Raw genomic sequence first — 24,543 nt, forward strand, 5'->3', positions numbered from 1 at the left:
GATCCGAATTAGTTGTCCAGGAACGACCGCAACTTCCGGCTCCGCGACGGATGCTTCAGCTTGCGCAGCGCCTTCGCTTCGATCTGGCGGATACGTTCGCGGGTGACCGAGAACTGCTGGCCGACTTCTTCCAGCGTGTGGTCGGTGTTCATGCCGATGCCGAAGCGCATGCGCAGCACGCGCTCTTCGCGCGGGGTGAGCGAGGCGAGCACGCGCGTCGTGGTCTCGCGCAGGTTCGACTGGATCGCGGCGTCGATCGGCAGGATCGCGTTCTTGTCCTCGATGAAATCGCCGAGGTGTGAATCCTCTTCGTCACCGACCGGGGTCTCGAGCGACAGTGGCTCCTTGGCGATCTTGAGGACCTTGCGGACCTTCTCCAGGGGCATGCCGAGCTTCTCGGCGAGCTCTTCCGGGGTCGGCTCGCGGCCGATCTCGTTGAGCATCTGGCGCGAGGTGCGCACGATCTTGTTGATCGTCTCGATCATGTGCACGGGGATGCGGATAGTGCGCGCCTGGTCGGCGATCGAGCGGGTGATCGCCTGCCGGATCCACCACGTGGCGTAGGTCGAGAACTTGTAGCCGCGGCGGTATTCGAACTTATCAACCGCCTTCATCAGGCCGATGTTGCCTTCCTGGATCAGGTCGAGGAACTGCAGGCCGCGGTTGGTGTACTTCTTGGCGATCGAGATCACGAGACGGAGGTTGGCTTCCACCATCTCCTTCTTGGCCTGGCGTGCCTCGCGCTCGCCCTTCTGCACGGAGTGCACGATCTTGCGGAACTCGACGATCTCGAGGCCGGTGAGCGCGGCGAGCTGGTGCACCTCGTGACGGAGGTCCTTGATGCGGTCCTTCTCGATATGGACGAAGTTCTTCCAGCCCTTGGCCGAGAGCTTCGAGACGCGGTTGAGCCAGCGCGGATCGAGCTCGGAGCCGGTGTAGTTGCGCAGGAAGTCCTCACGCGCGACGCCATGGCTATCGGCAAGGCGCATCAGGCGGCCCTCGTGCGACACGAGGCGCTTGTTGATGTCGTAGAGCTGCTCGACCAGTGAGTCGATACGCGCCTGGTTCAGGCGCAGCGACTTCACCTCGACGATAATCTCGTCCTTCAGCTTGCGATATTTGCGTTCCTGGTGCGGCGACAGCGAGGGCCCGTGCGAAGTGCTCTCGAGCTGGTTCTGGATGTCCTGCTCCTGAAGCTTGCGCAGCTTCTTGTAGCTGTCGGCGATCTTGTCGAAGATCTCGACGACCTTCGGCTTGAGCTCGGCCTCGATGGCCGCGAGCGACATCTGGTTCTCGAACTCGTCGTCCTCGTCCATGTCGGCTTCGGCGGCGGCTTCGCCCGGATCCTTCTCGCCTTCGCCGGCATTGCCGGGCGCAGGCGCGGCGCGGAACGGGGTCGGCGACGGCGGCGCGGCGGGCGGAGCGACATGCGCCGGCGCAGCTCCGTTCACGACAGCGGCCTCGCCGCCTTCGGCGGACGCTTCGCCGTTCTCGCCGGTCGGACCGCCGATCATCGCGGTGTTCATGCCGCCCTTGGCGTCGGGCCCGGCATAGGTCGCTTCGAGATCGATGATGTCGCGAAGGAAGATCTTGCCTTCGTTGAGCTCGTCGCGCCAGATGATGATGGCCTGGAAGGTCAGCGGGCTTTCGCAGAGGCCTGCGATCATCGCCTCGCGGCCGGCCTCGATGCGCTTCGCAATCGCGATTTCGCCTTCGCGGGACAGGAGCTCGACCGTACCCATCTCGCGCAGATACATGCGCACGGGGTCGTCGGTGCGCTCGCCCGGCTCGCTCTTCTTGACCTCGGTGACGGCCTTCTGGGTGACCTCGACGAGCTCGTTATCGGTCTCGTCCTCGCCGCCCTCGTCCTTGTCCTCCTCGCCGTCGCTATCGTCGGCTTCGGTGACGTTGATGCCCATGTCCGAGAGCATGGACATGATGTCCTCGATCTGCTCGGGGGAGGTCTGGTCGGACGGCAAAACTTCGTTGAGCTGATCGAAGGTCACGAAGCCGCGCTTCTTGGCCTGCTTGATCATCTTCTTCACGGCCGCGTCGGACAGATCGAGCAACGGCGACGGCGCGTCCTGGGAGTCCTTCTCCGGCGCGTCCGCTGCCTTGTCGTCCTTTTCTTTGTCCTTCGCCTGCAGCGTCTTTGCCTTGGTGGCCATCCATTGCTCCTAAACGCGCTTCATGCAGAAGGCCGAACGGCCCGCCCGCCTGAATTCACTTGAACCTGTTGTTCGACGCTCTCGCTTCGTCAGATCGCGACACGGAAAGGGCGGCGCGGATATCTCTCGCCACCCCGACCTTCTCTCTCGCCGGATTTGCCTAACGCTTCGTGAGCCTCTTTGTCGCAGCGGATGCAGGTGTAGTGCCAACAGCGATTGCGCGGATTCATTCCTGACGCGTCTGTTCTGCCTGCGGCCGCCTGGTGGCCAAAGTGCTACAAGACCGTTAAGCCTCGATTAACCCTGTTTTTGCCGCCAAACCTTGGATTTGGCGAGTCTTTTAGCGGTTCCGGTCCCGGCCGTCCGCATGATTCTTTCATCACACGCTCTTCTGGAACCGGCCCGACAGCTCGCCAAAACCCTCGATCAGGGCCTCGGTACCGTCGACTTCTCCTATCCGAGCCTTGACGTCACGCAGCCACGCCAAATTGGCCTCGCTGGGGTCCTCCCCCAAGGCCAGCTCGGCGTCCTTCAGTTCTCTAAGTAGTGAATGGTATTGCCGATGCAAGGCAACGAGCTGGTGCCAGGTGGAGAGAACGTCGTCCCGGGCGGCGCCCTCGCGGGCACCCCACACCGCCGCGGTCGTGATGCCGTTCTCAACCCTTTGAAGAAGCTGTAAAAATCCGCCCTTTTCGATGTCGGCTCGCATCTTCTCGGCCAGCTCGCCGGGGTCCGGCGAGTGGTGGTGGTCGTTGGCGAAGGCGGCGATGATGCCGGCCCGGAGCTTATGGGCCTCGGGATGGGCCAGCTCCAGGGCGGCGACCTCCTCAAGGTGGTCGTGCAGCAGCCAGGGGTGGTTGATCAGGATTTGCAGGATCAGGGCTTCGCGCCGGGATATGGCGCTGCGCTGGCCCTTCATGATCGGGCTGGCCGCCAGCTGGGGGCTCGCCGCCTGGTAGGGGCCGGAGGGAATAAAGGCGGGACCGGAGGCCCCACGCCGCCCCTGGCTGCCGAATCCCTGACCCCCGAATCGATTCGCCTGTCCCCCGTTGCGCGGCTGGAAGGAGCGGCCGGAATTGCCTTGGAAATTGCCCCGGCCGGCAAAACCGCCGCGCCCGCCCTCAGGCGCGAAGGTGCGTCGAAGCCGTTCGGCAAAATCGTCGCGATAATAGCGCCGCACCACCTCGTCGCGGATGCCGTTGGACAGCTCCTTGACGCGCGCTTCCAGCGCGGCGCGACGCTCGGGCGTGGCAAAGTTGCCGCCTTCGAGTTCGCGCGACCAAATCATCTCGGCGAGCGGCTTCGCCGCAGCAATGACATCCTCGATCGCGCCGCGACCGCCCGAGCGGGCGAGATCGTCGGGGTCTTGCCCTTCCGGCAGCAGCGCAAAGCGCAGGCTCTTGCCCGGCGCAAGAAATGGCAAGGCCAAGTCGGCCGCGCGATAAGCCGCCTTCTGTCCGGCACGATCGCCGTCGAAGCAGAGGATCGGCTCGTCCGCCATCTTCCAGAGCAGCGTGAGCTGGTTTTCGGTCAGCGCGGTGCCGAGCGGCGCCACGGCACCTGCAAAGCCTGCTGTCACCATGGCGATGACGTCGACATAGCCTTCGACCACGATCAGCGCGCTACCATCGTGGGTGGCTTTGCGCGCGGTCTGGTGATTGTAGAGATTGTCGCCCTTGTGGAAGAGCGGCGTCTCCGGCGAGTTCAGGTATTTTGCCGGAACGTCCTTCTCCAGCGCGCGCCCGCCGAAGGCGATGACACGGCCACGCAGATCCGTGATCGGAAACATCACGCGATCGCGGAAGCGATCGTAGGGCACGGGAATGTCGTTGCCGGCAACGAGCAGCCCGGTCTCGATCATGTCCTCGATGGAGACGCCGAGCTTGCCGAGATGCTCCTTCAGCGCGAAACGCTCGGGTGGCGGCGGCGCATAGCCGAGGCGGAACTGCACTTGCGTCGCCGGCGAGATCGCGCGATCGGCGAGATAGCCGCGCGCCTTGGCGCCGGCGCGCGAGGCCAGCGTCTCGGCGAAGAATTTTGCAGCGAGCTCCATGACGTCATGCAGCGTGCGGCGCCGCTGCTCGTGCCGCGCCGCATCCGGCGTCACCGCCGGCAGCGGCAGGCCCGCCATGCCGGCGAGCCGCTCCACAGCCTCGGCGAACGGCAGGCCGTCGGTCTCCATCACGAAGGTGATGATGTCGCCGTGCTTGCCGGAGGAGAAGTCGTGGTAAAATCCCTTCTGGTCGTTGACGTAGAAGGACGGCGTCTTCTCCTGCTGGAACGGCGACAGCCCCTTCCATTCCCGCCCGGCCTTCTTCAGCTTCACGCGCTTGCCCACGACTTCGGAGACCGAAAGCCGGGCACGAAGCTCGTCGAGGAACTGGGGCGTGAAGCGCATGGGCTCTGGGTCTGGCGCGAATCAACGTGAGTCGGGCGAAGGGTTACGGATATAGGCGCGGCCTGCCCAAAAGTCAGGTTTGTCCGGCTTATCCGGGTTATTCGACCTATGCACAGGCGTCATTCCGGGGCGATGCGAAGCATCGAGCCCGGAATGACCGCGGAAAGACTTGAACCCGGACCGGTTCCGCGCTTCCATAGGCCATGTTCAGGATGTTTCGCGGCGGCCACAGCGGGGGCTGGCGTGTGACCTCGATTTCACCCGTGGTGGGCGAGCCCCTGCCCTTCGTGCCGGCGCTGTCGGTGACCGACAGCGAGGCGATTTCATTGCCCCTGGTGCCCTCTCGCAATGCGTGGCGGCTGGTCGGCGTTGCGAGCACGCCGCGCTATACTGAGCGCGCCGAGAAGCAGCAGCTCACCGCGGTGCAGGCCGAGCTCGGCCGGTTAGGGGCCACTTCCGCGGCGCTGATTCCGATCCGCAAATCGGAGGCGTGGTGGGAGCTGACGCAGGAAGAGCGCCGCAAGATCTTCGAGGACAAGTCGCACCACATCGCCAGCACTCTTCGTTTCCTGCCCGCCATCGCGCGGCAGCTCTATCACAGCCGCGATCTCGGCGGTCCCTTCGACTTCCTGACATGGTTCGAGTTCGCGCCCCCCGATGCCTCGCTGTTCGAGGAGCTGGTGGCGATGCTGAGGCAGACCGAGGAGTGGAGCTACGTCGAGCACGAGATCGACGTGCGCCTGGTGAAGGAAGTGCTGTCGGCTTAGTGATCGAACGCCGGCCACGATGAAGGTGCGATCCCTCGCTCCGCTTGCGCGGGAGAGGTGAAGTCCGCATCCGCGCCTAGTGCTCGAGAAAGCGCCCGGACTCGATGCGCGGCAGATCGATGACGGGCCAATTGTAGACGTAAGTCCAGGCCTTCTCCGTGGTGCCATCAGGCAGCGTCACGTCGATCAGCTTGCGCAGATATTCGGTCGGCTCCGGAAAGCCCTCGCCGCAGGCCTCGTACATGTCGAGCTCGCGCAGGAGCTCGTCGGGCACGCGCAATTGAAAAAGCTCACCATGGACGACATCGGAGGCCGCGTTCGACAGCAGCAATCCGGGATAATGCTTCACGAGAACGAGCCGGCCGCGACACGTCGCGTCACCCAAAAAGTCCGCATGTCCTGCAAGCAGCCGCGCCATCGGATGGTCGAAGCCGCGCATCAGGGTGCCGTAGACGAAAAGACGATCGGAGGTCATGGGGTGTCTATAGCCGTCAATCGAGCGAAACGACAGCCGCACATTTCCTCGTCCCAGCGAAGTCCCCGGGGGCAATCGAGATTTGGTCTTGTGATGAATCGCCGGCAACGGCATCGTCTGGCGATCATGATGATTTTGGGTGGACCGACCTGCAAGCGATTGCTGCCCAATTTGGACGGTAACTGCTTTTTCCATAGGCAATCAGGATGGACTTGAACACGGCCGACGCGACCGATCAACTGCTCGGCGCGGGGGACATTCCGCCGGTGCATGAGGTCAATGCGGATGGGGCATCGCCTTTCCTGCTCACCTCGGATCATTACGGACGGATCTTGCCGCGCGCGCTCGGCGACCTCGGCGTCGCGGCAAGCGAGCTGACGCGACACATCGCCTGGGACATCGGCATTGCCGGCGTCGCCGAGCGGCTGGCAAGAATGCTCGATGCGCATCTGATCGCGCAGCGCTATTCCCGGCTCGTGATCGACTGCAACCGCTCGCCCGGCGTAGCAAGCTCGATTCCCGTGATATCCGAGGCGACCGCGATCCCGCGCAACGAGGGCATCTCAGAGGGCGAGCGCGCGGCGCGGCGGCGCGAGATCTTCGAGCCCTATCACCGCCGCATCGATGCCGCGATCGACCGCCGCCTGCACGACACGCGGCCGACGGTGCTGGTGTCGCTGCACAGCTTCACGCCGGTTTATGCCGGCGTCGCCCGGCCCTGGCACATCGCCGCGCTGTATAACCGCGACACCGTGCTGCCGCAGCTGCTGCTGAAACATTTGCGCGCTGAAGGCGATCTCGTCGTCGGCGACAACGAGCCCTATGCGGTGAGCGACCTCAGCGACTACACCATCCCCGTCCACGGCGAAGCCCGCGGCCTCGTCAACACCGGCATCGAGATCCGCCAGGATCTGATCGCGGATCAGTCCGGCCAGCAGCAATGGGCGGAGCGGCTGGCGAGGATTTTTGCGGAGATCGAGCTGGAGTTGCGCAGGGAGAGGCTGGTCGACTAGCTGCCCCGCGTCGCGACGAACACCGCGAGCGCAGCGAAAATCGCAGCGATACCCCACAGCAGCCAGGCGATGCGGACGGGGCCGCTTGTATCGAGCGTTGCCTCGGCCGGGTTGTCGGGATTGACGCGCACCTCGACGGTCGCGCCGTGCTTGTAGCGCGACATCAGCTTCTTCAACATCTCGTCGGACCCGGACTGCGTCCCGGCCGCGACGCGCGCGCATTCATTGGTGTAGCTGATATTCTGATAGCGATAGGTGTAGGTCACGCGCTTGCCGAACATCTCGGTGCCGCGGCGCTCGCCCGGCTCGCTGGCCTCGTGATATTGCTCGATCCCCGACAGCTTGATCGTGCCCGGCACCACCGGCCAGCGCGCCGCCTTCAACGCCTGCCGCCGCACCCCATACCCCATCAGCGCGATGACGAGGCCGAACGCGCCGAAGCCGACGACAAGGCCGGCGAGATCGGGCCGCCCGATGCGGTGCGCAAGGTAGGCATAAGTCTGGTTGAGCCCGAACGCCGAGCCGAACACGATGCCAAACGCGATCGCCGTGCCGATGCCGAGGCAGCCCCACAGCCCCTTGGGCAGGTCGCGCTCGAGCACGGCCTGATCGGGATGGCGCGGATTGTAATAGACGGTGACGATGCTGCCGGCGGGATATTTTGCAAGCTTCTCGGCGACCTCGAAATTGCCGAGGTCCTCGCCGATCGAGATGCGGTTACAGCTCAGCTTGCGGCTGCCGACCGGATATTCGTAAGTCACGTTCGCAAAATTGCGGCTCTCGAGCCGATAGCCTTCCTCGCGGTCGCTGTCGGACACCCTGACCTCGCGTACCTCGGCGACCGAGCGGACGACCTTGCCCGATGCCTGCGGCCAGCTTCGCGCCTCGCGCACCTGCCAGGTCTTCACAACGGAGGCGACCAGTAACAGCCCGAGCGGTGCGAACAGCATCGCATAGACGAACCAGGGCAGATCGGGCACGGCCAAATTCCTTCGTCAGCGGCAATGCCCGATTGGACGCATCGCCGCCGCGAAGGGTTCAAGCGCGAACCGGTACGAGCGAGGTTATTTTGCCCGTGTCAGCGCCAGCCAGATACCGCCGCCGATCATGAAGCCGCCGGAGATGCGCGACATCAGCCGCGTCCGGCGGGCCGAGAAGAATTTTCGCGCACGCCCCGCGGCAAGAGCGTAGAGCGCATCCGTCATCGCCGCGGTGACCATGAAAGTGGCGCCCAGCACCGCGACTTGCGGGAAGTGATCGCGGTTCATGTCCATGAACTGCGGAATGAAGGCGCCGAAGAAGATCAGCACTTTCGGGTTCGACAGCAGCACAAGGAAGCCTTGCAGGAAGAACCCGCCGCGCGGCGGCGCCGGCGGCTCGTCGACATTGAGGCCTTCGACCGGCGCCCAGATCAGCTTGATGCCGAGCCAGATCAGATAGGCGGCGCCGGCAAAGCGCACCCAGTCGAACCAGTAACCCATGGTCGCCATCAGCGAGGTCAGGCCGACTGCGACGATGCCGATGACGATGGCGAGCCCGGCCTGCGCGCCCGCGACATTGGTCAACGCCGCGCGCGTGCCGTGACGCAGGCCGTTGGCGACGACGAGGGTGACGATCGGCCCCGGCAGCAAGGCCAGCGCAATGCAGGCGGCGACGAAGGCGAAATAGGCTTGCATGGACATCATGGGGAGGACTCGCTGAGAGCGGTTTGGCGCATTAATGCATGACACTCACTGTCCGTCCAGCGCCGCGGTCGCCCATACCTTCATCTCCCGCGTCTCCAGGAACGCCAGCGCTGCGCGTTGCACGGCGCCTGCTTCGCCACGCCCCTGGGCCGCAGCGACGAAGAGATCGCAGCGGCGCGAGACGGCGATGCCGATCGCGGCATGGCGGACGTCGTCGAGCATATCGAGATCATAGCGCCTGGCACGGCCGCGCATCTCGCCAAGACCCACCTCCTCGCCCGGCGCGACGGCGGCAAAGCGCGGGCTGATCAGATCGATGTCGGCAACGCGATCGACCTCATCATCGTCGGCGACGCCGCGGTCGCAATTGCAGAAGCCACGCTTGGCGCGCACGTAGAGCTCGGTGCCCGCGCAGGCGCCGTCGCAGCGGAACGCGCGGCCGGCGGGCCAGCCGTCGCGCGGGAACGGCCATGCGATTTCGCGCCAGCCTGCCGATTCCGCCGCCGGCGCCAGCCGATAAGCCCCGACGCCGGACACACCGAGCGCGATGGCCACAGCCGCAATCGCCGCCCCGCGCCGCATCGTCAGTTCCTCGGCAGGCCGGCGGCCGCGCGCGCCGGTCCGGTCAGTTCGAGGATATGCAGACCGGTATTGGCGCGGTCGACGATGTAGATGTAGCCGCGATCGTCGGTCTCGACATTGTTGGTCTGGATCGCGACCTTGCAGCGCTCGCCGCCCTCGACGGGAATGCAGCGCTTGTCTGTGGCCTGCGTGATCGCCGGGATGAAATAGCCGACCTCCTTCGGATGATAGGGATCGCGGATGTCGAGCGCCCGCACGCCCGCATTGAAGAAGGCGATGAAGGCCATCTTCTTGTAATAGACCGGCGCCATGCTCTCGTTCGAGGAGTGCGAGCCGAAGCGGCCGCCGCGCTGGCAGAACTGTCCACCCGCCTCCGGCACGGTGTAGCTCGAGATCATCATCGGCCGCGTCTCGGTGGTGACGTCGGCGAACCACACCATCTGCCGCGCCTCGCCGCATTCGTTCAGAATCGCCTCGTCGACGATCATGACGATGTCGCGGGTCTTGCCGTCCTTGTCCTCGGCGAATTCCGCGACCGGCATATCGAGCATCGGGAACGTCGTATGCGCGCCGTTGAAGGCGGACATCGGCATGCGCGAAATCTCGGGATAGCGAAGATTCTCCGGCGTCGGCTCCTTCGGCCCGTTCAGCAACTTGTCGCGATCGACGATCTGCAGGATGCCGCCCTTGTTGGTGCCGTAGCCGAAGAACACGCGATTGCCGTCGGGTCCGGTCGAGATCGGCCCGTGCAATTCGGTCGGCACGGCGCCGGTCGAGCCGGGCTCCTGGCCGGGCAGGCCAAAGTCGCGGATTTTCTGCGGATGCGCGGGATCGCTGAGGTCGTAGACCTGCGTCATGCGCCGCGTGCGCCAGTCCGGCGCGCCGGAGACAAGAAAGGCGATGCCGGTGTCGCACTCCCACCAGCTCTTGTGGGTGTCCTTCAGCCCGCCGATGCGGGTAACGAGCACGGGATTTACGGGGTCGGCGACGTTCCAGATCTCATGCGCCTCGCTGCCGAAGGTGCGGAGCATATAGACCGCATTGGGATCGCCCTTCGGCAGCGACTTGCCGTCGCAAACCCGTACCATCTGCGCGCCGCCGGATTCGTACTTGCCTTCCTGTCCCGGCAGATGCCGCAGATATTTTGGACGCGCGGGATCGGTGACGTCGACGATGGACGTTCCGTTCGGTTCGGCCTGCCCCGTCATCGGGTTGACGGGCGCGGGCACGTCGTCGGTGCCACCGTGATGGCCGATATAGGCGATCCAGCGATCGGCCTGATGATGGATGGTCGGCTGGTACGCGCTGCGCGCCTGCAGGTCGTTGGTGCCGACCAGCTTCATGTTGGACGCTTCCTGCGGCGCGCCGATGGTCTGCTTCTGTTGTGCCTGGGCCGTGGTGCTGCAGGCGAAAAGGACAAGACCTGCTGCGAGTGAGAAGCAACGGAACATCAAAGCTCTCCCGGAACCAATCTGCGTTGGCTGAGCTTCAAGGCTAGCACAGCCATTTCCGGGCGCCAAAGACACCATCTTGACATGCAACCATTTGGTTGCCTATTATCGCCACCATGGATGAGGTCTTCAAAGCGCTCGCCGATGCGTCACGACGGTCGCTGCTGGACAGGCTTCACGCCAGGAACGGCCAGACGCTGAACGAACTCTGCGAAGGCCTCGCGATGACGCGCCAGGCCGTGACCAAGCACCTTGTCATTCTCGAAGAGGCCAATCTGGTCACGACCATCAGACATGGCCGCGAGAAGCTGCATTACCTCAATCCGGTGCCGATCCATCAGATCGGCGAACGCTGGATCAGGAAATTCGAGCGCGGCAAGCTCGCCGCGCTCGGCGAGTTGAAACGTCAGTTGGAGAAGCGCGATGAGTAAGCCCCAATTCGTCTATGTGAGCTATATCGAGACCACGCCGGAAAGCTGTGGGAGGCGCTGACGTCGAGCGAATTCACCAGGCAATACTGGTTCGGCGCCGAGGTCAGGTCAGACTGGAAGGTCGGCTCCCCCTTCGCGCTCACGCTCGACGGCGAGGTCACCGATTCCGGCGAGATTCTGGAGGCCGATCCGCCGCGCCGCCTGTCCTACAGCTTCAAGCACCAGAAGTTCGAAGAGCTGCGCGGCGAGCCGATATCGCGCGTCGTCTTCACGATCGAACCGTTCGGCTCGCTCGTGCGTTTGACCGTGTTGCATGACGGCTTCGTCGAGGGCGGCAAATATCTCGGCGCCGTCTCCAACGGCTGGCCGGCGATCCTGTCCCAGCTCAAGAGCCTGCTCGAGACCGGCAAGCTGCTCGGCATTCCCCGCGCCGCGCTCAACAAGGGATTCGACGCAAAATGAACCTCGATCAGTTCAAACCACTGACGGTCTACACCATCTACATCGTCTCCACGCCGGAGAAGGTGTGGGAAGCGCTGACCTCGGCCGAGTTCAGCAGGAAGTACTTTTCCGGTTTTGCCGTGGAGATGGAACGGAGGCTCGGCGGGAGTTTCACCGTGCGCGCGCCTGACGGTTCGGAGCACATCTCGGGTGAAGTCTTCGAATACGATCCGCCGAACAAGCTGACGGTGACATGGAACGTCAACTGGCCCGACCTCGTCGCAAAGCTCGGCACCACGCTCGTCACCTACGAGATCGAGCAAGCCGGCGAGGCCGTCCGCCTCACCATGAGCGAACGCCACGACCGCGCGCTCAGCGAAGGCATCCTCTCCGGCGGCCGCACCGGCTGGCCCGCGATCCTGTCGGGACTGAAGAGTTTGCTGGAAACCGGCAAGGCGCCGCAGATCAAAATGACACCGCCAGCGCAGATGCTGGCGGCGTTGAAGGCGATGGGGATCAAGACGCCGTAGCGGCCGAAATCGGCGCTGTTATCGCTTCTTCTTCACCGGCGGTTGAATCTCGTCGATCTTGCGACGGCAATCCCCTTCCGAGTCGTGCGGGCCCGAGACGAAGGTCCCGCTGACCTTGATCGCGTACCAGCCTGACTCCACGCCGAGCCGGAGCGCTTCGTCTGTCTTGACGTGCCGTGGGGAGAGAGTTTGCATCATGTGCTTTCGGTTGGCGTTCGATCTCGTATCGAACCGCTGTGGAATTTTTCAGGCGTCCGCGGCACGCCTGCTGCGTCCGGCTCGCCCGCGGGAAGTGGCAATAAGCGCGACGATCGCCGTTACGACGTCGCGATGAGAAGGCTCCGCCGATGCGAAGAATGAGTCGCTTCAAGTCGCGCGCGAATCGTCGTGACGCAGCGTGTGCGCACAGACGACCGCTCTTTCCGACATTGGCGCACCGTGCGCGCAATCGCCGCAATTAGCTATCGTTTTCTCGCCCGCGCCGCGCTTTTGAAGCGCCAAATGCCGCTCTCGATCGAATAAGGCCGTGAATGCCTTGTGTTCGATCGCTTCGTAGCCATGTTGGGAGCTTGGCCAAGAGAAAGAAGTTTGCATGAAGCTCCGCGTCGGGTTCGAGATGCTGTACGAGTTCCCGCAGCCGACGCCTATGATCATGGTGTTGGGCACGCACTTCACGCGCGCCTCTGATATCGTCGTGCCCGACCTGCTGACCACCCGACCTTCGGTGGCGATCAGTCCCTATCGCGACCTCTTCGGCAATTGGTGCAGCCGCATCGTTGCGCCGGCCGGCGCCTTCCGTCTTGCCGGCGATGGCATCGTTCGCGACAGCGGCCTGCCCGACCCGGTGTTTCCGAACGCGTTTCAGCACGCCGTCGAAGCGCTGCCGGCCGACACGCTCGTCTATCTGCTCGGCAGTCGCTACTGCGAGACCGATCGCCTGTCGGATATCGCATGGAAGTTGTTCGAACAGACGCCGCCGGGCTGGGCGCGGGTCCAGGCCATCTGCGATTTTGTTCATCGCCACATCACGTTCGGCCATGAGCACGCGCGTGCGACCAAGACAGCCCGGGAAGCCTACGACGAAGGCAAGGGCGTGTGCCGTGACTATGCCCATCTCGCCATCGCGTTCTGCCGCAGCATGAACATTCCGGCGCGTTACTGCACCGGCTACCTCAGCGACATCGGCACCCCACAACCATGGCCTGCTGGAGATTTCGCCGCCTGGTTCGAGGCTTTCGTCGGTGGAAGCTGGCACATGTTCGATCCGCGCAACAATACGCCGCGGATCGGCCGCGTGCTGATTGCGCAGGGGCGCGATGCCGCAGACGTCCCGATCGTCCAGACCTTCGGTCCGAATACCCTGCTCAATTTCAAGGTATGGACCGACGAGGTTGCCTGATGACAGACAGCACCCCTGCGCTCACCGCCGATGAATTTGCGTCCTTGGCCATAGTCGGCAAGGGTCAAGGCGACATTCCGCAGGCGCACGGCGAACGTCTGGCCAATCTGGGTTATGCGATCAGGCGGCTCGGCGAACTCGAGCTGACTTCGTCAGGCGCTCGCCGCCTGGCAACGGGCGAATAGCTCGCTTCCGTTGCGTCCGGGCTTCCCCTTTACGCCACCGGCACCACCAACCGCCGGTAAAGGTGCCATGTCGCATGTCCGAGCACGGGCAGCGTCACGACCAGTCCGAGAAAGTACGGCAGCGCCGAGACGATCAGCAGCATCACGATCACCGCGGCCCACGAGATCATCGGCAGCGGGCTAGTCACCACCGCGCGTACGCTCGTCACCATGGCGGTGACGAAATCGACCTCGCGGTCGAGCAGCAGCGGAAACGACACCACCGTCAGCGAGAACAAAATCAGCGACAGCGCGGCACCGACCGCATTGCCGATGACGAGGAACAGCAGGCCCTCATTCGTCGTCAGCACCACCGTCATGAATTCCTGCAAGCTCGAGAACGAGGCGTGCAGGCCGAGCAGCAGCGCGATGAGCAGCCGCACCTGGTACATCCAGATCACGAACACGAACAGCGTGACGAAGGCCATCCAGCCGATCTCGCTGCGCGCGCGTATCGCCGACCAGATCGCGCCGAAGGAGACCGGCTCGCCGCATTCGCGGCGACGGCTGACCTCGTAGAGGCCGATCGCGACGAACGGCCCGATCAGCGCGAAGCCGGCCGCAAGGGGATAGACGAGATAGACCATGCCGAAGGCGGTGAGGCAGAGCATGATGGCGATGCCGCCGCCTGCGTAGAGCGCGCCGAAGCAGAGCCCGTAGAGCGGCAGCGCCTGGAAATCGCGCAAACCCTCGACCAGCGCCTCGGCGATGTCGGTCGCCGCCACGGGACGCACCACCGGATCGACTTTGCCCGAGATCGACATGCGGCTCCCTCTCCTCATCACCGGCACGATCTCCGTCGCGCGCGATCCCGATATTAGCGCCCTCGCGACCGGCGCGCACGCGCGCGTTGATTGCGGGATGACGGTATCCCGGGAGGCCCGACACCAGCCCGACAGGGCCTCGCGGGCGAACTTTCCGGGGACTCATCCGTGATGTACGCGGCCGAAATCTTTCCCCGCGGGGCTTTTTCGGCGGATGCCTATGGACTGAGCGGAGGGTGGTGCCGCAGATTGCATCTTCGAACCAGCACGCGCGACGACCAAATTGGACCGCCCGACCGATGAGCTTGCGTACCCGGCTACTGATACTCGTCATTGCGGCCATGCTGGTGCCGGCCATCCTCGTCGGCTTACGTTTCGTGCAAAATCGCAGCAGCGAAATCAACGCAGCCCTGGCCAATCTGACCGCGACAGCCGACGACATTGCGAGCGACCTGGACGAGAAGATCCAGGGCACCGCCCAGCTTCACTATGGTCTCGCCCGTGCACGCGACCTCGACACGCGCGACAAGGCGGCGTGCTCGGCGTTCCTGTCGGAAGTGCGCGAGGAATACCCACAGTTCACCGGGATATTGACCATCGATCCCGACGGCAGCCTGTTCTGCGATTCGCTGCGGACCAACCGCACCCTCGACCTCCGGGATCGCGCCTATTTCAAGCAGGCCCTGGCGTCGCGCGGCATCGCGCTCGAGCCGGTATTCGGCCGGCTGACCGGACTATCGGTGCTCCAGATCGCCTATCCAGTGCGATCGGAGACGGGCGCCCTGAAGCTGATCCTGCTCGCCTCCTTCAACCTGCGCAAATTCGCGGAGTTTCACGACAAGCGGCTGCTCGGCCAGAAGGAGATCCTGCTCCTCGACAGCAAGGGAACGGTTCTGGTCGCCCCCTCCCGCGGAGGATGGACCGAGCCGGTCGGCACGTCGATCGCGGGATCCGATCTGCTCCGCTTCGCTGCAACGCCGGACCGGAAGGCGTATCAGGAGGTGACCGATCGCGACGGCCGGACGCAGGTCTGGGCTGTCGCCGCGCGCTCGCCTTCGACCCGCGATGCCGGCCTCTACATCATGGTCGGACGGTCCAAGGACGGACTGGTCGCCGCGGCGAATCGCCGGCTCTACGAGGATGTGGCGATACTCGCGGTGGCCTCGCTGCTGCTGCTGGCGGCCGTCTGGATCCTTGCCACCGTGAGCGTCGGGCGCCAGGTCGGACGTCTCGCCACCATGGCGAAGAAACTTGGGCTCGGAGATCTCAGCGCGCGAATTCCGCCTCCCCACCCGGGCGGCGAACTGGGCGGATTGATGACCCTGCTCAACGACACCGCCGAGTCGCTCGAACAGCAACGCGCCGCCATCGCCGACCTCAGCCACAAGCTCAGCCAATCCCAGAAGATGGAAGCCATGGGCCAGCTCACCGGCGGCGTGGCGCACGATTTCAACAACCTCTTGACCGTCATTCTCGGCAATTCGGAGCATCTTGCCGACAGACTGGCGGGCAACAAGGAATTGCACCGGATCGCCAACGACATCGCGACCGCCGCCGAGCGCGGCTCCGACCTGACGCGGAGCCTGCTCGCCTTCGCGCGCAAGCAGCCCCTGAGGCCGCGAGACATCGACATCGCCGTGAAGATTCACGAGATGGAGCAGCTGTTGCGCCGGCCCCTGGGCGAGTACATCGAATGCACCTTCGCGCTCGAATCGGATGTGTGGCTGACCAGCGTCGATCCCGGCGAGCTGACAACGGCGCTGCTCAATCTCGTGCTCAACGCGCGCGACGTCATGCCGCTCGGCGGCAAGCTGACGATCGAGGCGCGCAACACCTCGCTCGGTGAATCCGACCTTGACGTCAATGGCGAGCCGCGGCCGGGCGACTACGTCATGGTGGCCGTGACCGACACCGGCAGCGGCATGACCGCCGAGGTGGCGAGCCGGGCGTTCGAGCCGTTCTTCACCACCAAGGAGGTCGGCAAGGGCACCGGCCTCGGCCTGAGCATGGTCTACGGCTTTGTGCGGCAATCCGGCGGCGTTGTGCAGATGCAGTCCGAACCGGGACAAGGCAGCGTCGTCAGGCTGTTCTTTCCCCGCCTTGCGGCGCCACCAAACGAGCATCCGTCACCGGCGGAACGGATCGTCGCCCCCGACGGAAGCGAGACCATTCTTGTCGTCGAGGACGACGACATGGTTCGGGCCTATGTCGAGAGCGAGCTGAAGACCCTCGGCTATCGCGTCATCGCGGCGTCGAACGGTCCCGCGGCTCTCGAACTGTTGCGCCGCCCCGGCGACATCGACCTGCTGCTCACCGACGTCGTGATGCCGGGCGGCATGTTCGGACCAGAGCTTGCCAGGCAAGCGACCGGCTTGCGGCCCGGGCTCAAGGTGCTCTTCACCTCGGGCTACACCCAAAATCCCGTCAAGACGCCCGACGGGGTCGGCGACGCCCGCATCCTGACAAAACCGTTCCGGCGGAAGGATCTTGCCGCGATGCTGCGGTCCGCCCTGTCGGCGTCGCCGCGCTGAAATCAGGAAGAGAACGCCAGCCGGAGCGCTACGCCGAGATTGGCTACGAACAGAGCCGCGTCGATGACGAAGATCCTGAGCATCGGACCTTTCAGCACGGGCCAGTAGGCCACCCCGACGCGCCCTCCGCGCATCAGGACCGGAAGGTTATAGGCGAACTGGCTGAAGTGGCAGGCGGCAAAGAACAGGAACAGCGCGAGCTGCGCCTCGATCGGCTGGAAGAAGGCCGGACGAGCGGCCAGAAGATAGAACGACAAAAGCCCGATCGGCAGATTCATCCCGCCCAGGAACGCCACGCTGGCCGCCAGCGTCGGCGCGATCGGATTGCTGCGCTCTTCGCGCGGCAGGAGTATCTTCAGCGTGTTGCCCTGGGCGACGCTGAACTGGATGAACGCGCCGCCGAACCAGAGCGTGTTGAGGAGCAGGACGAAATCCGAAAGATGCATGATCATTTTCCGTAGAAGGCTTCGCTGCGCACCACACGGCCCGCATCGTCGAAATCCATGAACTCGCTGGCGCGCGTGTCGCCGAGCTGCCACCACACCGTCAGGCGCGCGATCGCCTCGTCCCAGCTCCAGCTCAGGATCTTCAGGTCGGCGCTTTCGATGTGGCCATAAGCCTCGCGCCAATAAGCGCGGATGTTCTCGGCGCCGCTGACGACCGGAGAACCGGTCAATGATAGTGCCAGAGGGCTGCGCATCTGCGCATCGTTGGCGAAATGCGCGACGACCGCGTCGATATCGACCCGGCGCCAGCTCGCGCACCATGCCGCGACAAAGCGCTCGGCGGCTGCGCGATCCATTTTCCATCCGCTCATGGCGGAGCCCTCCCCTGGCTCGTTGCCGGGAAAGTGGCAAAGCTCGCGCCTCATGTCAACTATATTGACTTGAGGAACCGTCAGTTGTTGTCGGCGATCGCCCCCATGACGGCCATCCATGCCGCCGCACCCGACGCCCCGGCGCGATCAAACGCTTCGCGCAGGACCTTGCGCTCGTGATCCGATGCCTTTTGCTCGATGCGTCGCCCGGCCTCCGTCAGGCGCAACAGCTTGGAGCGATGCTGCTCGGGTGCCCGCTTCGACGTCAGGAGCTTGCGCTCCAGCAGCAGGTTGAGCGGCCGGTTCAGGGCCTGCTTGGAGATGCCGAGGATCTCGATCAGCGAGCCGATCGCGATATCGGGACGGCGCGCCACCACGTAGAGGATGCGGTGGTGTGGACGCGACAGGCCCTGCTTCGCAAGATATTCGTCGGCCTCCAGCGTCATCCCGCGCCAGCCGTAATACATCAGCTCCAGCGCCGCATCGAGATCGTGCAGCTTCGGAAGTGAGGCGCGGTGAAGCCCCGCAGCTTGAGACGTCTTTGCCATTGTCTGAAAGAGCCTAACCCCGCGCCCGCAGCTCGCGCCGCAGCACCTTGCCCGTAGCCGTCATCGGCAGCGTCTCCGCGAACTCGACGAAGCGTGGATATTCGTGCGCGGCGAGTTGCACCTTCACGAACTCCTGGATCTCGCGCGCGAGCGTGTCGCTTGCCGCGAAGCCGGGACGCAGCACGATCCAGGCCTTGATCGATTCGGTGCGGATCGGATCGGGGATGCCGACCACCGCCGCCATCGCCACCGACGGATGCTTCATCAGCGTGTGCTCGATCTCGGACGGGCCGACGCGATAGCCGGCGGTGGTGATGACGTCGTCCTCGCGGCTGACATACCAGAAATAACCGTCCTCATCCCGGGTACCGAGATCGCCGGTCAGCAGGAATTCGCCGGCATATTTCTTCGCCGTCGCGTCTGGATTGCGCCAGTATTCGAGCATCGTGCACGGACATGGCTGGCGCACGCCGATGATGCCGCGCTGCCCCGTCGGCAGCTCCTCGCCCTTGTCGTTGACAATGCGGACGTCGAAGCCCGGCGTCGCCTTGCCCATCGACCCCGGGCGGATCGGAAACAGGTTGGAGTTGCTGCCGATCACGAGATTGCACTCGGTCTGTCCGAACACTTCATGCGCATCGATGCCGAACGTCTCGCGTACCCAGCCCAGCAGCTCGCCGCCGAGCGATTCACCGCCGGTGAAAATGCTGCGCAGCTTGACGCCCGGATGCTTCACGCCGGCCTGCCGCATCAGCTTCAGCGCGGTCGGCGGCAGGAAGACGTTGCGGACACCGAGGTCGGCCATCATCTGCATCGCCGCCTGCGGCTCGAACTTTCGCGCGCGGTGACCGACCAGGGGGATGCCGTGATACCAGAACGCGAACAGGCCGTTGACGAGGCCGCCGATCCACGCCCAGTCCGCCGGCGTCCACATCAGATCGCCGGGGCGCGGCAGGAAATTGTGGCACATCTCGACATTCGGCAAGTGGCCGAGCACGACGCGATGCGCATGCAGCGCGCCCTTCGGATTGCCTGTCGTGCCTGACGTGTAGATGATCAGGGCGGGATCATCGGCGGAGGTGTCGACGGTCGCAAAGTCCTCGGACGCGGTTTCGATCGCCGGCCAGAACGGTTTTGCGCCGGCGTGGACGGCGCCGCTCGTGATATAGATGTCCTGCAGATAGGGCAGCCGATCGCGGACCTTCGTGAGCTTCTCCCAGCCCGCCTCATCAGTGATGATGGCTCTTGCTTGCGAATTCGACAGGCGGAATTCCAGCGCGTCCTCGCCGAACAGCGCGAACAGCGGGATCGAGATCAGCCCGGAGCGGAACGCGGCCATATGCGCGATCGGCAGCTCCAGCGACTGCGACAGGAACACCGCGACGCGGTCGCCGCGCACGAGCCCATCGGCCTTCAGCACATTGGCGAAGCGGCGCGACATCTCCGCGACCTCGTCGAAGGAGGTACGCGTGGTTGCGCCGTTCTCGTCGACATAGACCAGCGCGAGGCGGCCCGTGCCGTCGGCATGGCGGTCGCAGCACGCCTCCGTCATGTTGAAGCGCGCCGGGACGTCCCAGCGGAAGTTACGATAGAGCTCGTCGTAGGTTGCGGCTTCGGTCAGCATGGTCGTTTCCCGGCAGCGTCGTCACGGCCGGGCTTGTCCCGGCCATCCACGTTCTTGTTGGACCTGAGTTTATGCGCGTGGGTGCCCGGGACAAGCCCGGGCATGACGATGCGGAGGCATCCCCTAACGGCGCACCGTCTGGAAGAATTTCCTGACGTCGCCAACATACAGCTCCGGCTGCTCGAATGCGGCGAAATGCCCGCCCTTCTCCATCTCGCTCCAGTGCGTGATGTTAGGAAAGTTCGGCTCCATCCAGCGCCTGACCGGCGTGATGATCTCCTTCGGGAATACGGCGACGCCGGTCGGCACGTTGACCCTGGGCGTGGTGCGGCGCTTGCCAAAACTCTCCCAATAGAGCCGTGCGGAGGAGGTCGCCGTCTCCGTTGCCCAATAGAGCATGACGTTGTCGAGCAGCTCGTCCTTGTCAAAAATATTTTCGGGATGGCCGTCGCAATCGGTCCAGGCCCAGAATTTTTCCAAAATCCAGGCCGCCTGCCCGCTCGGCGAATCCGTCAGGCCATAGCCGAGCGTCTGCGGCCGCGTCGATTGCTGCTTGGAATAGCCGGAATCGAGATCGACATAATGCTTCAGGCCGGCGAGCGCGCGCTTCTCTTCCGCCGTCGGCTCGCCCTCGACCTTCGGCGCCGCGTTGAAAGCGAGCGTGATGTGGATGCCGGCGCAGTGCTCGGCGTCCTGCGCGCCCAGCGATGTCGTCACTGCCGAGCCCCAGTCGCCGCCCTGCGCGCCGTAACGCGCGTAACCGAGCCGATCCATCAGCTTCGCCCAGGTCGCGGCGATGTGGTCGACGCCCCAGCCGGTGGTCCTTGGCTTGGCGGAGAAGCCAAAGCCCGGCAGCGACGGGCAGATCACGTGAAACGCATCCGCAGGATTACCGCCATGCGCGGCAGGATCGACCAGCGGCGCGATCACTTTCTGGAATTCGACGATCGACCCCGGCCAGCCGTGGGTGATGATCAGCGGCAGTGCGGACGGCTCCTTCGAGCGCGCATGCAGGAAGTGGATATCGAGCCCGTCGATCTCGGTGGTGAACTGGTCGAAGCGGTTGAGCTTTGCCTCGCGGGCGCGCCAGTCATAGCTGTTGGCCCAGTAGGCGCAGATCTCCTGGATCCATTTCAGCGGCGCGCCCTGGCTCCAGTCGTCGACCAGCTCCGCCTCCGGCCAGCGCGTGCGGGCGAGGCGCGATTTGAGGTCGGTGAGAATGTCGTCGCTGATGGCGATGCGAAACGGTTTGATGGCGCCGATCATCGGTTGCCCCCGATTTGTCTATCGGGAGAGAGTAGACCGAACTCACGCGGCATCAAAGGTGCACCTTCTCCCCTTGCGGGAGAGGGAAGAAGCTAGCCTGTCAGCGCCGCCTTCACCAGGCCGCTGGCCTTGCCGAAATCCATCTGACCGGCGTACTTCGCGCGCAACACCGCGATCACCTTGCCCATGTCCTTCATGCCGGCTGCGCCCGTCTCGGCGATCGCATCCGCGATCGCCTTCTTGACCTCGTCGTCCGACATCTGCTTCGGCAGATAGGCCGAGATCACCGCGATCTCCTCGCGCTCCTGGGCGGCGAGTTCGGCACGGCCGCCCTTGTCGTAGAGCTCGACCGACTCCTGGCGCTGCTTGATCATCTTCTGAAACACACCGAGCAGGTCGGCGTCCGACAGCGGCGGCTTGCCGTTGCCGCGCGCCTCGATGTCGGCGTTCTTGATGGTCGAGTTGACCATGCGCAGGGTGGACAGCTTGCGCTCGTCCTTGGCCTTCATGGCCTCCTTGACCGCGTTGTTGATGTCGTCGCGCAGCATGATCGTGATCCCTTCGAATATCCGACGCCTGATCTAGGCCGTTCGCGGCCCTGAGACAACCGGGGCGGCCAGCCATTCGACCAGCGCCCGCGTCGTCGCCCCGGGCTGCTCCGGCTGCGGCAGGTGCCCGCAACGCTCGAGGATCACCAGTCTCGCGCCCGCTATGCCCTCCGCCATCTCCTTGGAGAACGCGTTCGGAATCGTGTTGTCCTGATCGCCTGTCAGCACCAGCGTCGGGCATTTGATCGTCGCCAGCGTCGGCCGTGAATCCACCCGCGCAATGATCGCGGTCTGCTGCCGCAGATAGCCTTCGACCCCGACGTCCTCGCCCTGCTCATGCACGAGCTTTCGAATGCCGACATCGTCGCGGCGCGAGGGATGCACCAGCTCCGGAAACATCTCCTCGCGCGCCGCGCTCAGCTCGCCGCGCCTGGCCCGTTCCATCAGGCCGCGGCGGCGCGCGGTCGCTTCCGGTGTATCGGGCCGGGCCTGGGTGTTGATCAGCGCGAGCTTCAAAACCCGCTCGGGCGCCTGGCGCATGATCTCGAGCGCGATATAGCCGCCCATGGAGTGGCCGGCGAGCGCAAAGCGCGGCGGGGCCTCGCTCAGCACGCGCCGGGCGATCGCCGCTATGCTGTCGTCGCGGATATGGTTGGCAATCATCACCGGGCCGAACCGCCAGAGCGCGGGGACCACCGGGGCGTAGATCCGGGCCGAAGAGGCCAACCCCGGAACCAGCAGAAGCGGGGTGGTCTGGTCCATTATTGCCTCGCAAGCCCGGGAAATTGGCGGAAATTATTCTGCCAAGCTTAAGTGCCTGAGGAGACCTGTCAAATATGCAAAAACGCATGTGAATCGGCGCTCGTCCGCTTTGACGGCGGCGCCGGCCCGGACTATGAACCGGGCTCATGACACAACATGACAACGATACCGCCTGGCCGGACCATAAACCGACCGCGCTCCTCGTGCTCGCCGATGGCACGGTGCTCGAAGGCTTCGGTCTCGGCGCCGAAGGCCATGCCGTCGGTGAAGTCTGCTTCAACACCGCGATGACCGGCTATGAGGAGATCCTCACCGATCCCTCCTATGCCGGCCAGCTCATCACCTTCACCTTCCCGCATATCGGCAATGTCGGTACCAACGAGGAAGACATCGAGACGGTGAACATGGCCGCGACGCCCGGCGCGCGCGGCGTGATCCTGCGCACCGCGATCACCGATCCCTCGAACTACCGCGCCACCAAGCATCTCGACGCCTGGCTCAAGGCCCGCGGCATCATCGGCCTGTCCGGCATCGACACCCGCGCATTGACCGCGCTGATCCGCAGCAAGGGCATGCCCAACGCCGTGATCGCGCATGCCAGGAACGGCGAGTTCGACCTGCATGGCATGAAGGAAGAAGCGCGCGAATGGCCGGGCCTCGAGGGCATGGACCTCGTGCCGATGGTCACCTCGGGCCAGCGCTTCACCTGGGACGAGACGCCCTGGCTGTGGGACAAGGGTTTTGGCCGCCAGGACAAGCCGGAGTTCAACGTCGTCGCCATCGACTACGGCATCAAGCGCAACATCCTGCGCCTGCTCGCCGGCGTCGGCTGCAAGGTGACGGTGGTGCCGGCGACGACCTCATCGGAAGACATTCTGGCGATGAAGCCGGACGGCGTGTTCCTGTCCAACGGCCCCGGCGATCCGGCCGCGACGGGCAAATACGCGGTGCCGGTGATCCGGGACGTGATCAAGTCGGGCACGCCGACCTTCGGCATCTGCCTCGGCCACCAGATGCTCGGCCTCGCCGTCGGCGCCAAGACCAAGAAGATGCATCAGGGCCATCACGGCGCCAATCATCCCGTGAAGGACGAGACCACCGGCAAGGTCGAGATCACCTCGATGAACCACGGTTTTGCGGTGGACGAGGCGACGCTGCCGAAGGGCGCGACGCAGACCCACATCTCGCTGTTCGACGGCTCCAATTGCGGCATCCAGCTCGACGGCAAGCCGGTGTTCTCGGTGCAGTACCACCCCGAGGCCTCTCCAGGCCCGCGCGACTCGCACTATCTGTTCCAGCGCTTCGCGGATCTGATGCGGCAGAAGAAGAGCGCGTAACGCCGGCTCTCCTGCAATTGCCTTGACGACATCGAGCCCGGGCCTTGACCCGGGCTCTTGTCATTCCGGGCTCGACGCTGCGGTTCGCCCGGACGCAAGGAACGTCGTCTCACGCCCCTCGTTGATTCCTGCTACGCTCACGCAGGAGCCCTGCCATGTCCGTTGTCCGCGACAATGCCGAGCCACGCGCCATCGTGTTCGAAGATGACGGGCTCGTGCCGAACAACATCCTTCCCTTCCTGGTCTATCGGGGTGCGGTGAAGCTCGATTCCAGGCGTCCCGAGGCGACCATCGAAAACCTGTTCGAAGCGAATAGCTGGGGCGGCACGTGGCGCAACGGTGTCTACGACTATCTGCACTATCACGCGACGGTGCATGAGGTGCTCGGCGTCGTGCGCGGAAGTGCCCGCGTCCGCTTCGGCGGCGATCATGGCCAGGAGCTGGAGATCAAGGCAGGCGACGTCGCGATCCTGCCTGCCGGCACGGGGCATCAGTGCATCAGGGCGAGCGACGATTTCTGCATCATCGGCGCCTATCCGCCGGGATCGAAGATGGTGGTGACGCGGGCAACTCCGGAGAACCACGCCAGGGCACTGAAGACGATTCCCGAGGTCGCGCTGCCGCCGGCCGATCCGGTGACGGGCAAGAACGGGGCGTTGATGAGGCTGTGGAGCCGGCCATAAGCGCGACGCCGTAGGGGGGGCAAAGCGGAGCGTGCCCACCAATCAGTTCAAGCCGCAAGGATAGATGGTGGGCACGGCGCGCAAGAAGCGCGCCTTTGC

General features: G+C 64.6%; 25 protein-coding genes and 1 pseudogene. 10 read left to right on the plus strand and 16 right to left on the minus strand.

All coding sequences use genetic code 11. The annotated features are described in order from the left end of the window. Positions 1-8: 8 nt before the first annotated feature. On the minus strand, positions 9-2,168 hold the full coding sequence (gene rpoD, locus ACVJ5M_RS40675) for an RNA polymerase sigma factor RpoD (RefSeq protein ID WP_063985486.1): 2,160 nt from the start codon (positions 2,166-2,168) through the stop codon (positions 9-11). Positions 2,169-2,547: 379 nt separating this feature from the next. Then, the gene (gene dnaG / locus ACVJ5M_RS40680) at positions 2,548-4,566 is read right to left on the minus strand and encodes a DNA primase (RefSeq protein WP_063985487.1); all 2,019 of its coding nucleotides are present in this window, start codon (positions 4,564-4,566) and stop codon (positions 2,548-2,550) included. Positions 4,567-4,769: 203 nt separating this feature from the next. On the opposite strand from dnaG, the gene ACVJ5M_RS40685 reads away from it, so the two are divergent. Continuing rightward, positions 4,770-5,333 carry a chlorite dismutase family protein gene (locus ACVJ5M_RS40685; protein WP_063985488.1) on the plus strand — a complete coding sequence of 188 codons (564 nt, stop codon included), beginning with the start codon at positions 4,770-4,772 and terminating at the stop codon, positions 5,331-5,333. Between the two features lie 76 nt (positions 5,334-5,409). Here ACVJ5M_RS40685 and ACVJ5M_RS40690 read toward each other — a convergent pair whose 3' ends face one another. Further along, the gene (locus ACVJ5M_RS40690) at positions 5,410-5,808 is read right to left on the minus strand and encodes a gamma-glutamylcyclotransferase family protein (protein ID WP_063985489.1); all 399 of its coding nucleotides are present in this window, start codon (positions 5,806-5,808) and stop codon (positions 5,410-5,412) included. Positions 5,809-6,014: 206 nt separating this feature from the next. Between ACVJ5M_RS40690 and ACVJ5M_RS40695 the strand changes: the two genes are divergently transcribed. Beyond that, positions 6,015-6,821, plus strand: coding sequence for an N-formylglutamate amidohydrolase (locus ACVJ5M_RS40695; RefSeq protein ID WP_231143624.1), 807 nt, complete (start codon positions 6,015-6,017; stop codon positions 6,819-6,821). Here ACVJ5M_RS40695 and ACVJ5M_RS40700 read toward each other — a convergent pair. The 4 genes from ACVJ5M_RS40700 to ACVJ5M_RS40715 form a co-directional block, all read right to left on the minus strand. Continuing rightward, a complete protein-coding gene (locus tag ACVJ5M_RS40700) occupies positions 6,818-7,801 on the minus strand; it encodes a DUF3592 domain-containing protein (RefSeq protein ID WP_084795399.1) in 984 nt (327 codons plus the stop codon). The two genes, ACVJ5M_RS40695 and ACVJ5M_RS40700, sit on opposite strands and share 4 nt — an antisense overlap. 84 nt (positions 7,802-7,885) lie before the next feature. After that, positions 7,886-8,506, minus strand: coding sequence for a LysE family translocator (locus ACVJ5M_RS40705; RefSeq protein WP_080586526.1), 621 nt, complete (start codon positions 8,504-8,506; stop codon positions 7,886-7,888). A gap of 45 nt (positions 8,507-8,551) precedes the next feature. Then, positions 8,552-9,088 (minus strand): hypothetical protein, encoded by a 537-nt coding sequence (locus tag ACVJ5M_RS40710; RefSeq protein WP_063985490.1) that lies wholly within the window; start codon positions 9,086-9,088, stop codon positions 8,552-8,554. 2 nt (positions 9,089-9,090) lie between these two features. Beyond that, the gene (locus ACVJ5M_RS40715) at positions 9,091-10,539 is read right to left on the minus strand and encodes an LVIVD repeat-containing protein (RefSeq protein ID WP_063985491.1); all 1,449 of its coding nucleotides are present in this window, start codon (positions 10,537-10,539) and stop codon (positions 9,091-9,093) included. 116 nt (positions 10,540-10,655) lie between these two features. Between ACVJ5M_RS40715 and ACVJ5M_RS40720 the strand changes: the two genes are divergently transcribed. The 3 genes and pseudogenes from ACVJ5M_RS40720 to ACVJ5M_RS40730 all read left to right on the plus strand — a co-directional run bounded on the left by ACVJ5M_RS40720 (position 10,656) and on the right by ACVJ5M_RS40730 (position 11,941). Beyond that, on the plus strand, positions 10,656-10,970 hold the full coding sequence (locus tag ACVJ5M_RS40720; RefSeq protein WP_063687468.1) for an ArsR/SmtB family transcription factor: 315 nt from the start codon (positions 10,656-10,658) through the stop codon (positions 10,968-10,970). Beyond that, positions 10,963-11,432: pseudogene (locus tag ACVJ5M_RS40725) on the plus strand (SRPBCC family protein). The gene ACVJ5M_RS40720 and the pseudogene ACVJ5M_RS40725 overlap by 8 nt, the downstream one beginning before the upstream one ends. Next, on the plus strand, positions 11,429-11,941 hold the full coding sequence (locus ACVJ5M_RS40730; protein WP_063985492.1) for an SRPBCC family protein: 513 nt from the start codon (positions 11,429-11,431) through the stop codon (positions 11,939-11,941). The pseudogene ACVJ5M_RS40725 and the gene ACVJ5M_RS40730 overlap by 4 nt, the downstream one beginning before the upstream one ends. An 18-nt stretch (positions 11,942-11,959) precedes the next feature. Here the strand turns inward: ACVJ5M_RS40730 and ACVJ5M_RS40735 are convergent, their stop codons facing one another. Then, on the minus strand, positions 11,960-12,139 hold the full coding sequence (locus tag ACVJ5M_RS40735) for a hypothetical protein (RefSeq protein WP_063985493.1): 180 nt from the start codon (positions 12,137-12,139) through the stop codon (positions 11,960-11,962). Between the two features lie 394 nt (positions 12,140-12,533). Between ACVJ5M_RS40735 and ACVJ5M_RS40740 the strand changes: the two genes are divergently transcribed. Further along, positions 12,534-13,340: a transglutaminase-like domain-containing protein gene (locus ACVJ5M_RS40740; RefSeq protein ID WP_063985494.1), complete on the plus strand. Its 807-nt coding sequence runs from the start codon at positions 12,534-12,536 to the stop codon at positions 13,338-13,340. Beyond that, positions 13,340-13,525: a hypothetical protein gene (locus ACVJ5M_RS40745; RefSeq protein ID WP_063985495.1), complete on the plus strand. Its 186-nt coding sequence runs from the start codon at positions 13,340-13,342 to the stop codon at positions 13,523-13,525. The genes ACVJ5M_RS40740 and ACVJ5M_RS40745 overlap by 1 nt, the downstream gene beginning before the upstream one ends. 29 nt (positions 13,526-13,554) lie before the next feature. On the opposite strand, the gene ACVJ5M_RS40750 is transcribed toward ACVJ5M_RS40745, so the two are convergent. Beyond that, positions 13,555-14,328, minus strand: a complete 774-nt coding sequence (locus ACVJ5M_RS40750; RefSeq protein ID WP_063985496.1) for a DUF2189 domain-containing protein — start codon at positions 14,326-14,328, stop codon at positions 13,555-13,557. Positions 14,329-14,627: 299 nt separating this feature from the next. Here ACVJ5M_RS40750 and ACVJ5M_RS40755 point away from each other — a divergent pair, with 299 nt between their 5' ends. Further along, positions 14,628-16,859, plus strand: a complete 2,232-nt coding sequence (locus ACVJ5M_RS40755; protein ID WP_063985497.1) for an ATP-binding protein — start codon at positions 14,628-14,630, stop codon at positions 16,857-16,859. 2 nt (positions 16,860-16,861) lie between these two features. Here ACVJ5M_RS40755 and ACVJ5M_RS40760 read toward each other — a convergent pair whose 3' ends face one another. From ACVJ5M_RS40760 to ACVJ5M_RS40790, 7 genes are all read right to left on the minus strand, one after another. After that, a complete protein-coding gene (locus tag ACVJ5M_RS40760; RefSeq protein WP_028159430.1) occupies positions 16,862-17,305 on the minus strand; it encodes a hypothetical protein in 444 nt (147 codons plus the stop codon). Between the two features lie 2 nt (positions 17,306-17,307). Beyond that, a complete protein-coding gene (locus ACVJ5M_RS40765; protein ID WP_231143627.1) occupies positions 17,308-17,796 on the minus strand; it encodes a YybH family protein in 489 nt (162 codons plus the stop codon). Beyond that, positions 17,757-18,224: a MarR family winged helix-turn-helix transcriptional regulator gene (locus ACVJ5M_RS40770; protein WP_028159428.1), complete on the minus strand. Its 468-nt coding sequence runs from the start codon at positions 18,222-18,224 to the stop codon at positions 17,757-17,759. Before ACVJ5M_RS40770 ends, ACVJ5M_RS40765 begins: the two co-directional genes overlap by 40 nt. Before the next feature lie 13 nt (positions 18,225-18,237). Continuing rightward, positions 18,238-19,848, minus strand: coding sequence for an acyl-CoA synthetase (locus tag ACVJ5M_RS40775; protein WP_063985499.1), 1,611 nt, complete (start codon positions 19,846-19,848; stop codon positions 18,238-18,240). 123 nt (positions 19,849-19,971) lie between these two features. Further along, entirely contained in the window at positions 19,972-21,111 is a 1,140-nt protein-coding gene (locus tag ACVJ5M_RS40780) for an epoxide hydrolase family protein (protein ID WP_063986690.1), read from the minus strand. A gap of 95 nt (positions 21,112-21,206) precedes the next feature. Then, complete coding sequence (locus ACVJ5M_RS40785; RefSeq protein WP_028150679.1) at positions 21,207-21,662, minus strand: GatB/YqeY domain-containing protein; 456 nt, start codon at positions 21,660-21,662, stop codon at positions 21,207-21,209. Positions 21,663-21,695: 33 nt separating this feature from the next. Beyond that, a complete protein-coding gene (locus ACVJ5M_RS40790; protein WP_063985500.1) occupies positions 21,696-22,424 on the minus strand; it encodes an alpha/beta fold hydrolase in 729 nt (242 codons plus the stop codon). Positions 22,425-22,570: 146 nt separating this feature from the next. Here ACVJ5M_RS40790 and carA point away from each other — a divergent pair, with 146 nt between their 5' ends. Beyond that, a complete protein-coding gene (carA, locus tag ACVJ5M_RS40795; RefSeq protein ID WP_063985501.1) occupies positions 22,571-23,761 on the plus strand; it encodes a glutamine-hydrolyzing carbamoyl-phosphate synthase small subunit in 1,191 nt (396 codons plus the stop codon). Positions 23,762-23,916: 155 nt separating this feature from the next. Continuing rightward, positions 23,917-24,444 (plus strand): cupin domain-containing protein, encoded by a 528-nt coding sequence (locus tag ACVJ5M_RS40800; RefSeq protein WP_354100175.1) that lies wholly within the window; start codon positions 23,917-23,919, stop codon positions 24,442-24,444. Positions 24,445-24,543 lie beyond the last annotated feature (99 nt).

This window comes from Bradyrhizobium sp. S3.7.6, from assembly GCF_054061875.1.

Excerpts from the sequence above, each read along its gene's own strand:
- rpoD (WP_063985486.1), bottom strand. The coding sequence starts at position 2,168 with ATGGCCACCAAGGCAAAGACGCTGCAGGCGAAGGACAAAGAAAAGGAC.
- dnaG (WP_063985487.1), bottom strand. The coding sequence starts at position 4,566 with ATGCGCTTCACGCCCCAGTTCCTCGACGAGCTTCGTGCCCGGCTTTCG.
- ACVJ5M_RS40685 (WP_063985488.1), top strand. The coding sequence starts at position 4,770 with ATGTTCAGGATGTTTCGCGGCGGCCACAGCGGGGGCTGGCGTGTGACC.
- ACVJ5M_RS40690 (WP_063985489.1), bottom strand. The coding sequence starts at position 5,808 with ATGACCTCCGATCGTCTTTTCGTCTACGGCACCCTGATGCGCGGCTTC.
- ACVJ5M_RS40695 (WP_231143624.1), top strand. The coding sequence starts at position 6,015 with ATGGACTTGAACACGGCCGACGCGACCGATCAACTGCTCGGCGCGGGG.
- ACVJ5M_RS40705 (WP_080586526.1), bottom strand. The coding sequence starts at position 8,506 with ATGATGTCCATGCAAGCCTATTTCGCCTTCGTCGCCGCCTGCATTGCG.
- ACVJ5M_RS40710 (WP_063985490.1), bottom strand. The coding sequence starts at position 9,088 with ATGCGGCGCGGGGCGGCGATTGCGGCTGTGGCCATCGCGCTCGGTGTG.
- ACVJ5M_RS40715 (WP_063985491.1), bottom strand. The coding sequence starts at position 10,539 with ATGTTCCGTTGCTTCTCACTCGCAGCAGGTCTTGTCCTTTTCGCCTGC.
- ACVJ5M_RS40720 (WP_063687468.1), top strand. The coding sequence starts at position 10,656 with ATGGATGAGGTCTTCAAAGCGCTCGCCGATGCGTCACGACGGTCGCTG.
- ACVJ5M_RS40730 (WP_063985492.1), top strand. The coding sequence starts at position 11,429 with ATGAACCTCGATCAGTTCAAACCACTGACGGTCTACACCATCTACATC.
- ACVJ5M_RS40735 (WP_063985493.1), bottom strand. The coding sequence starts at position 12,139 with ATGATGCAAACTCTCTCCCCACGGCACGTCAAGACAGACGAAGCGCTC.
- ACVJ5M_RS40740 (WP_063985494.1), top strand. The coding sequence starts at position 12,534 with ATGAAGCTCCGCGTCGGGTTCGAGATGCTGTACGAGTTCCCGCAGCCG.
- ACVJ5M_RS40745 (WP_063985495.1), top strand. The coding sequence starts at position 13,340 with ATGACAGACAGCACCCCTGCGCTCACCGCCGATGAATTTGCGTCCTTG.
- ACVJ5M_RS40750 (WP_063985496.1), bottom strand. The coding sequence starts at position 14,328 with ATGTCGATCTCGGGCAAAGTCGATCCGGTGGTGCGTCCCGTGGCGGCG.
- ACVJ5M_RS40755 (WP_063985497.1), top strand. The coding sequence starts at position 14,628 with ATGAGCTTGCGTACCCGGCTACTGATACTCGTCATTGCGGCCATGCTG.
- ACVJ5M_RS40760 (WP_028159430.1), bottom strand. The coding sequence starts at position 17,305 with ATGCATCTTTCGGATTTCGTCCTGCTCCTCAACACGCTCTGGTTCGGC.
- ACVJ5M_RS40765 (WP_231143627.1), bottom strand. The coding sequence starts at position 17,796 with ATGGATGGCCGTCATGGGGGCGATCGCCGACAACAACTGACGGTTCCT.
- ACVJ5M_RS40770 (WP_028159428.1), bottom strand. The coding sequence starts at position 18,224 with ATGGCAAAGACGTCTCAAGCTGCGGGGCTTCACCGCGCCTCACTTCCG.
- ACVJ5M_RS40775 (WP_063985499.1), bottom strand. The coding sequence starts at position 19,848 with ATGCTGACCGAAGCCGCAACCTACGACGAGCTCTATCGTAACTTCCGC.
- ACVJ5M_RS40785 (WP_028150679.1), bottom strand. The coding sequence starts at position 21,662 with ATGCTGCGCGACGACATCAACAACGCGGTCAAGGAGGCCATGAAGGCC.
- ACVJ5M_RS40790 (WP_063985500.1), bottom strand. The coding sequence starts at position 22,424 with ATGGACCAGACCACCCCGCTTCTGCTGGTTCCGGGGTTGGCCTCTTCG.
- carA (WP_063985501.1), top strand. The coding sequence starts at position 22,571 with ATGACACAACATGACAACGATACCGCCTGGCCGGACCATAAACCGACC.
- ACVJ5M_RS40800 (WP_354100175.1), top strand. The coding sequence starts at position 23,917 with ATGTCCGTTGTCCGCGACAATGCCGAGCCACGCGCCATCGTGTTCGAA.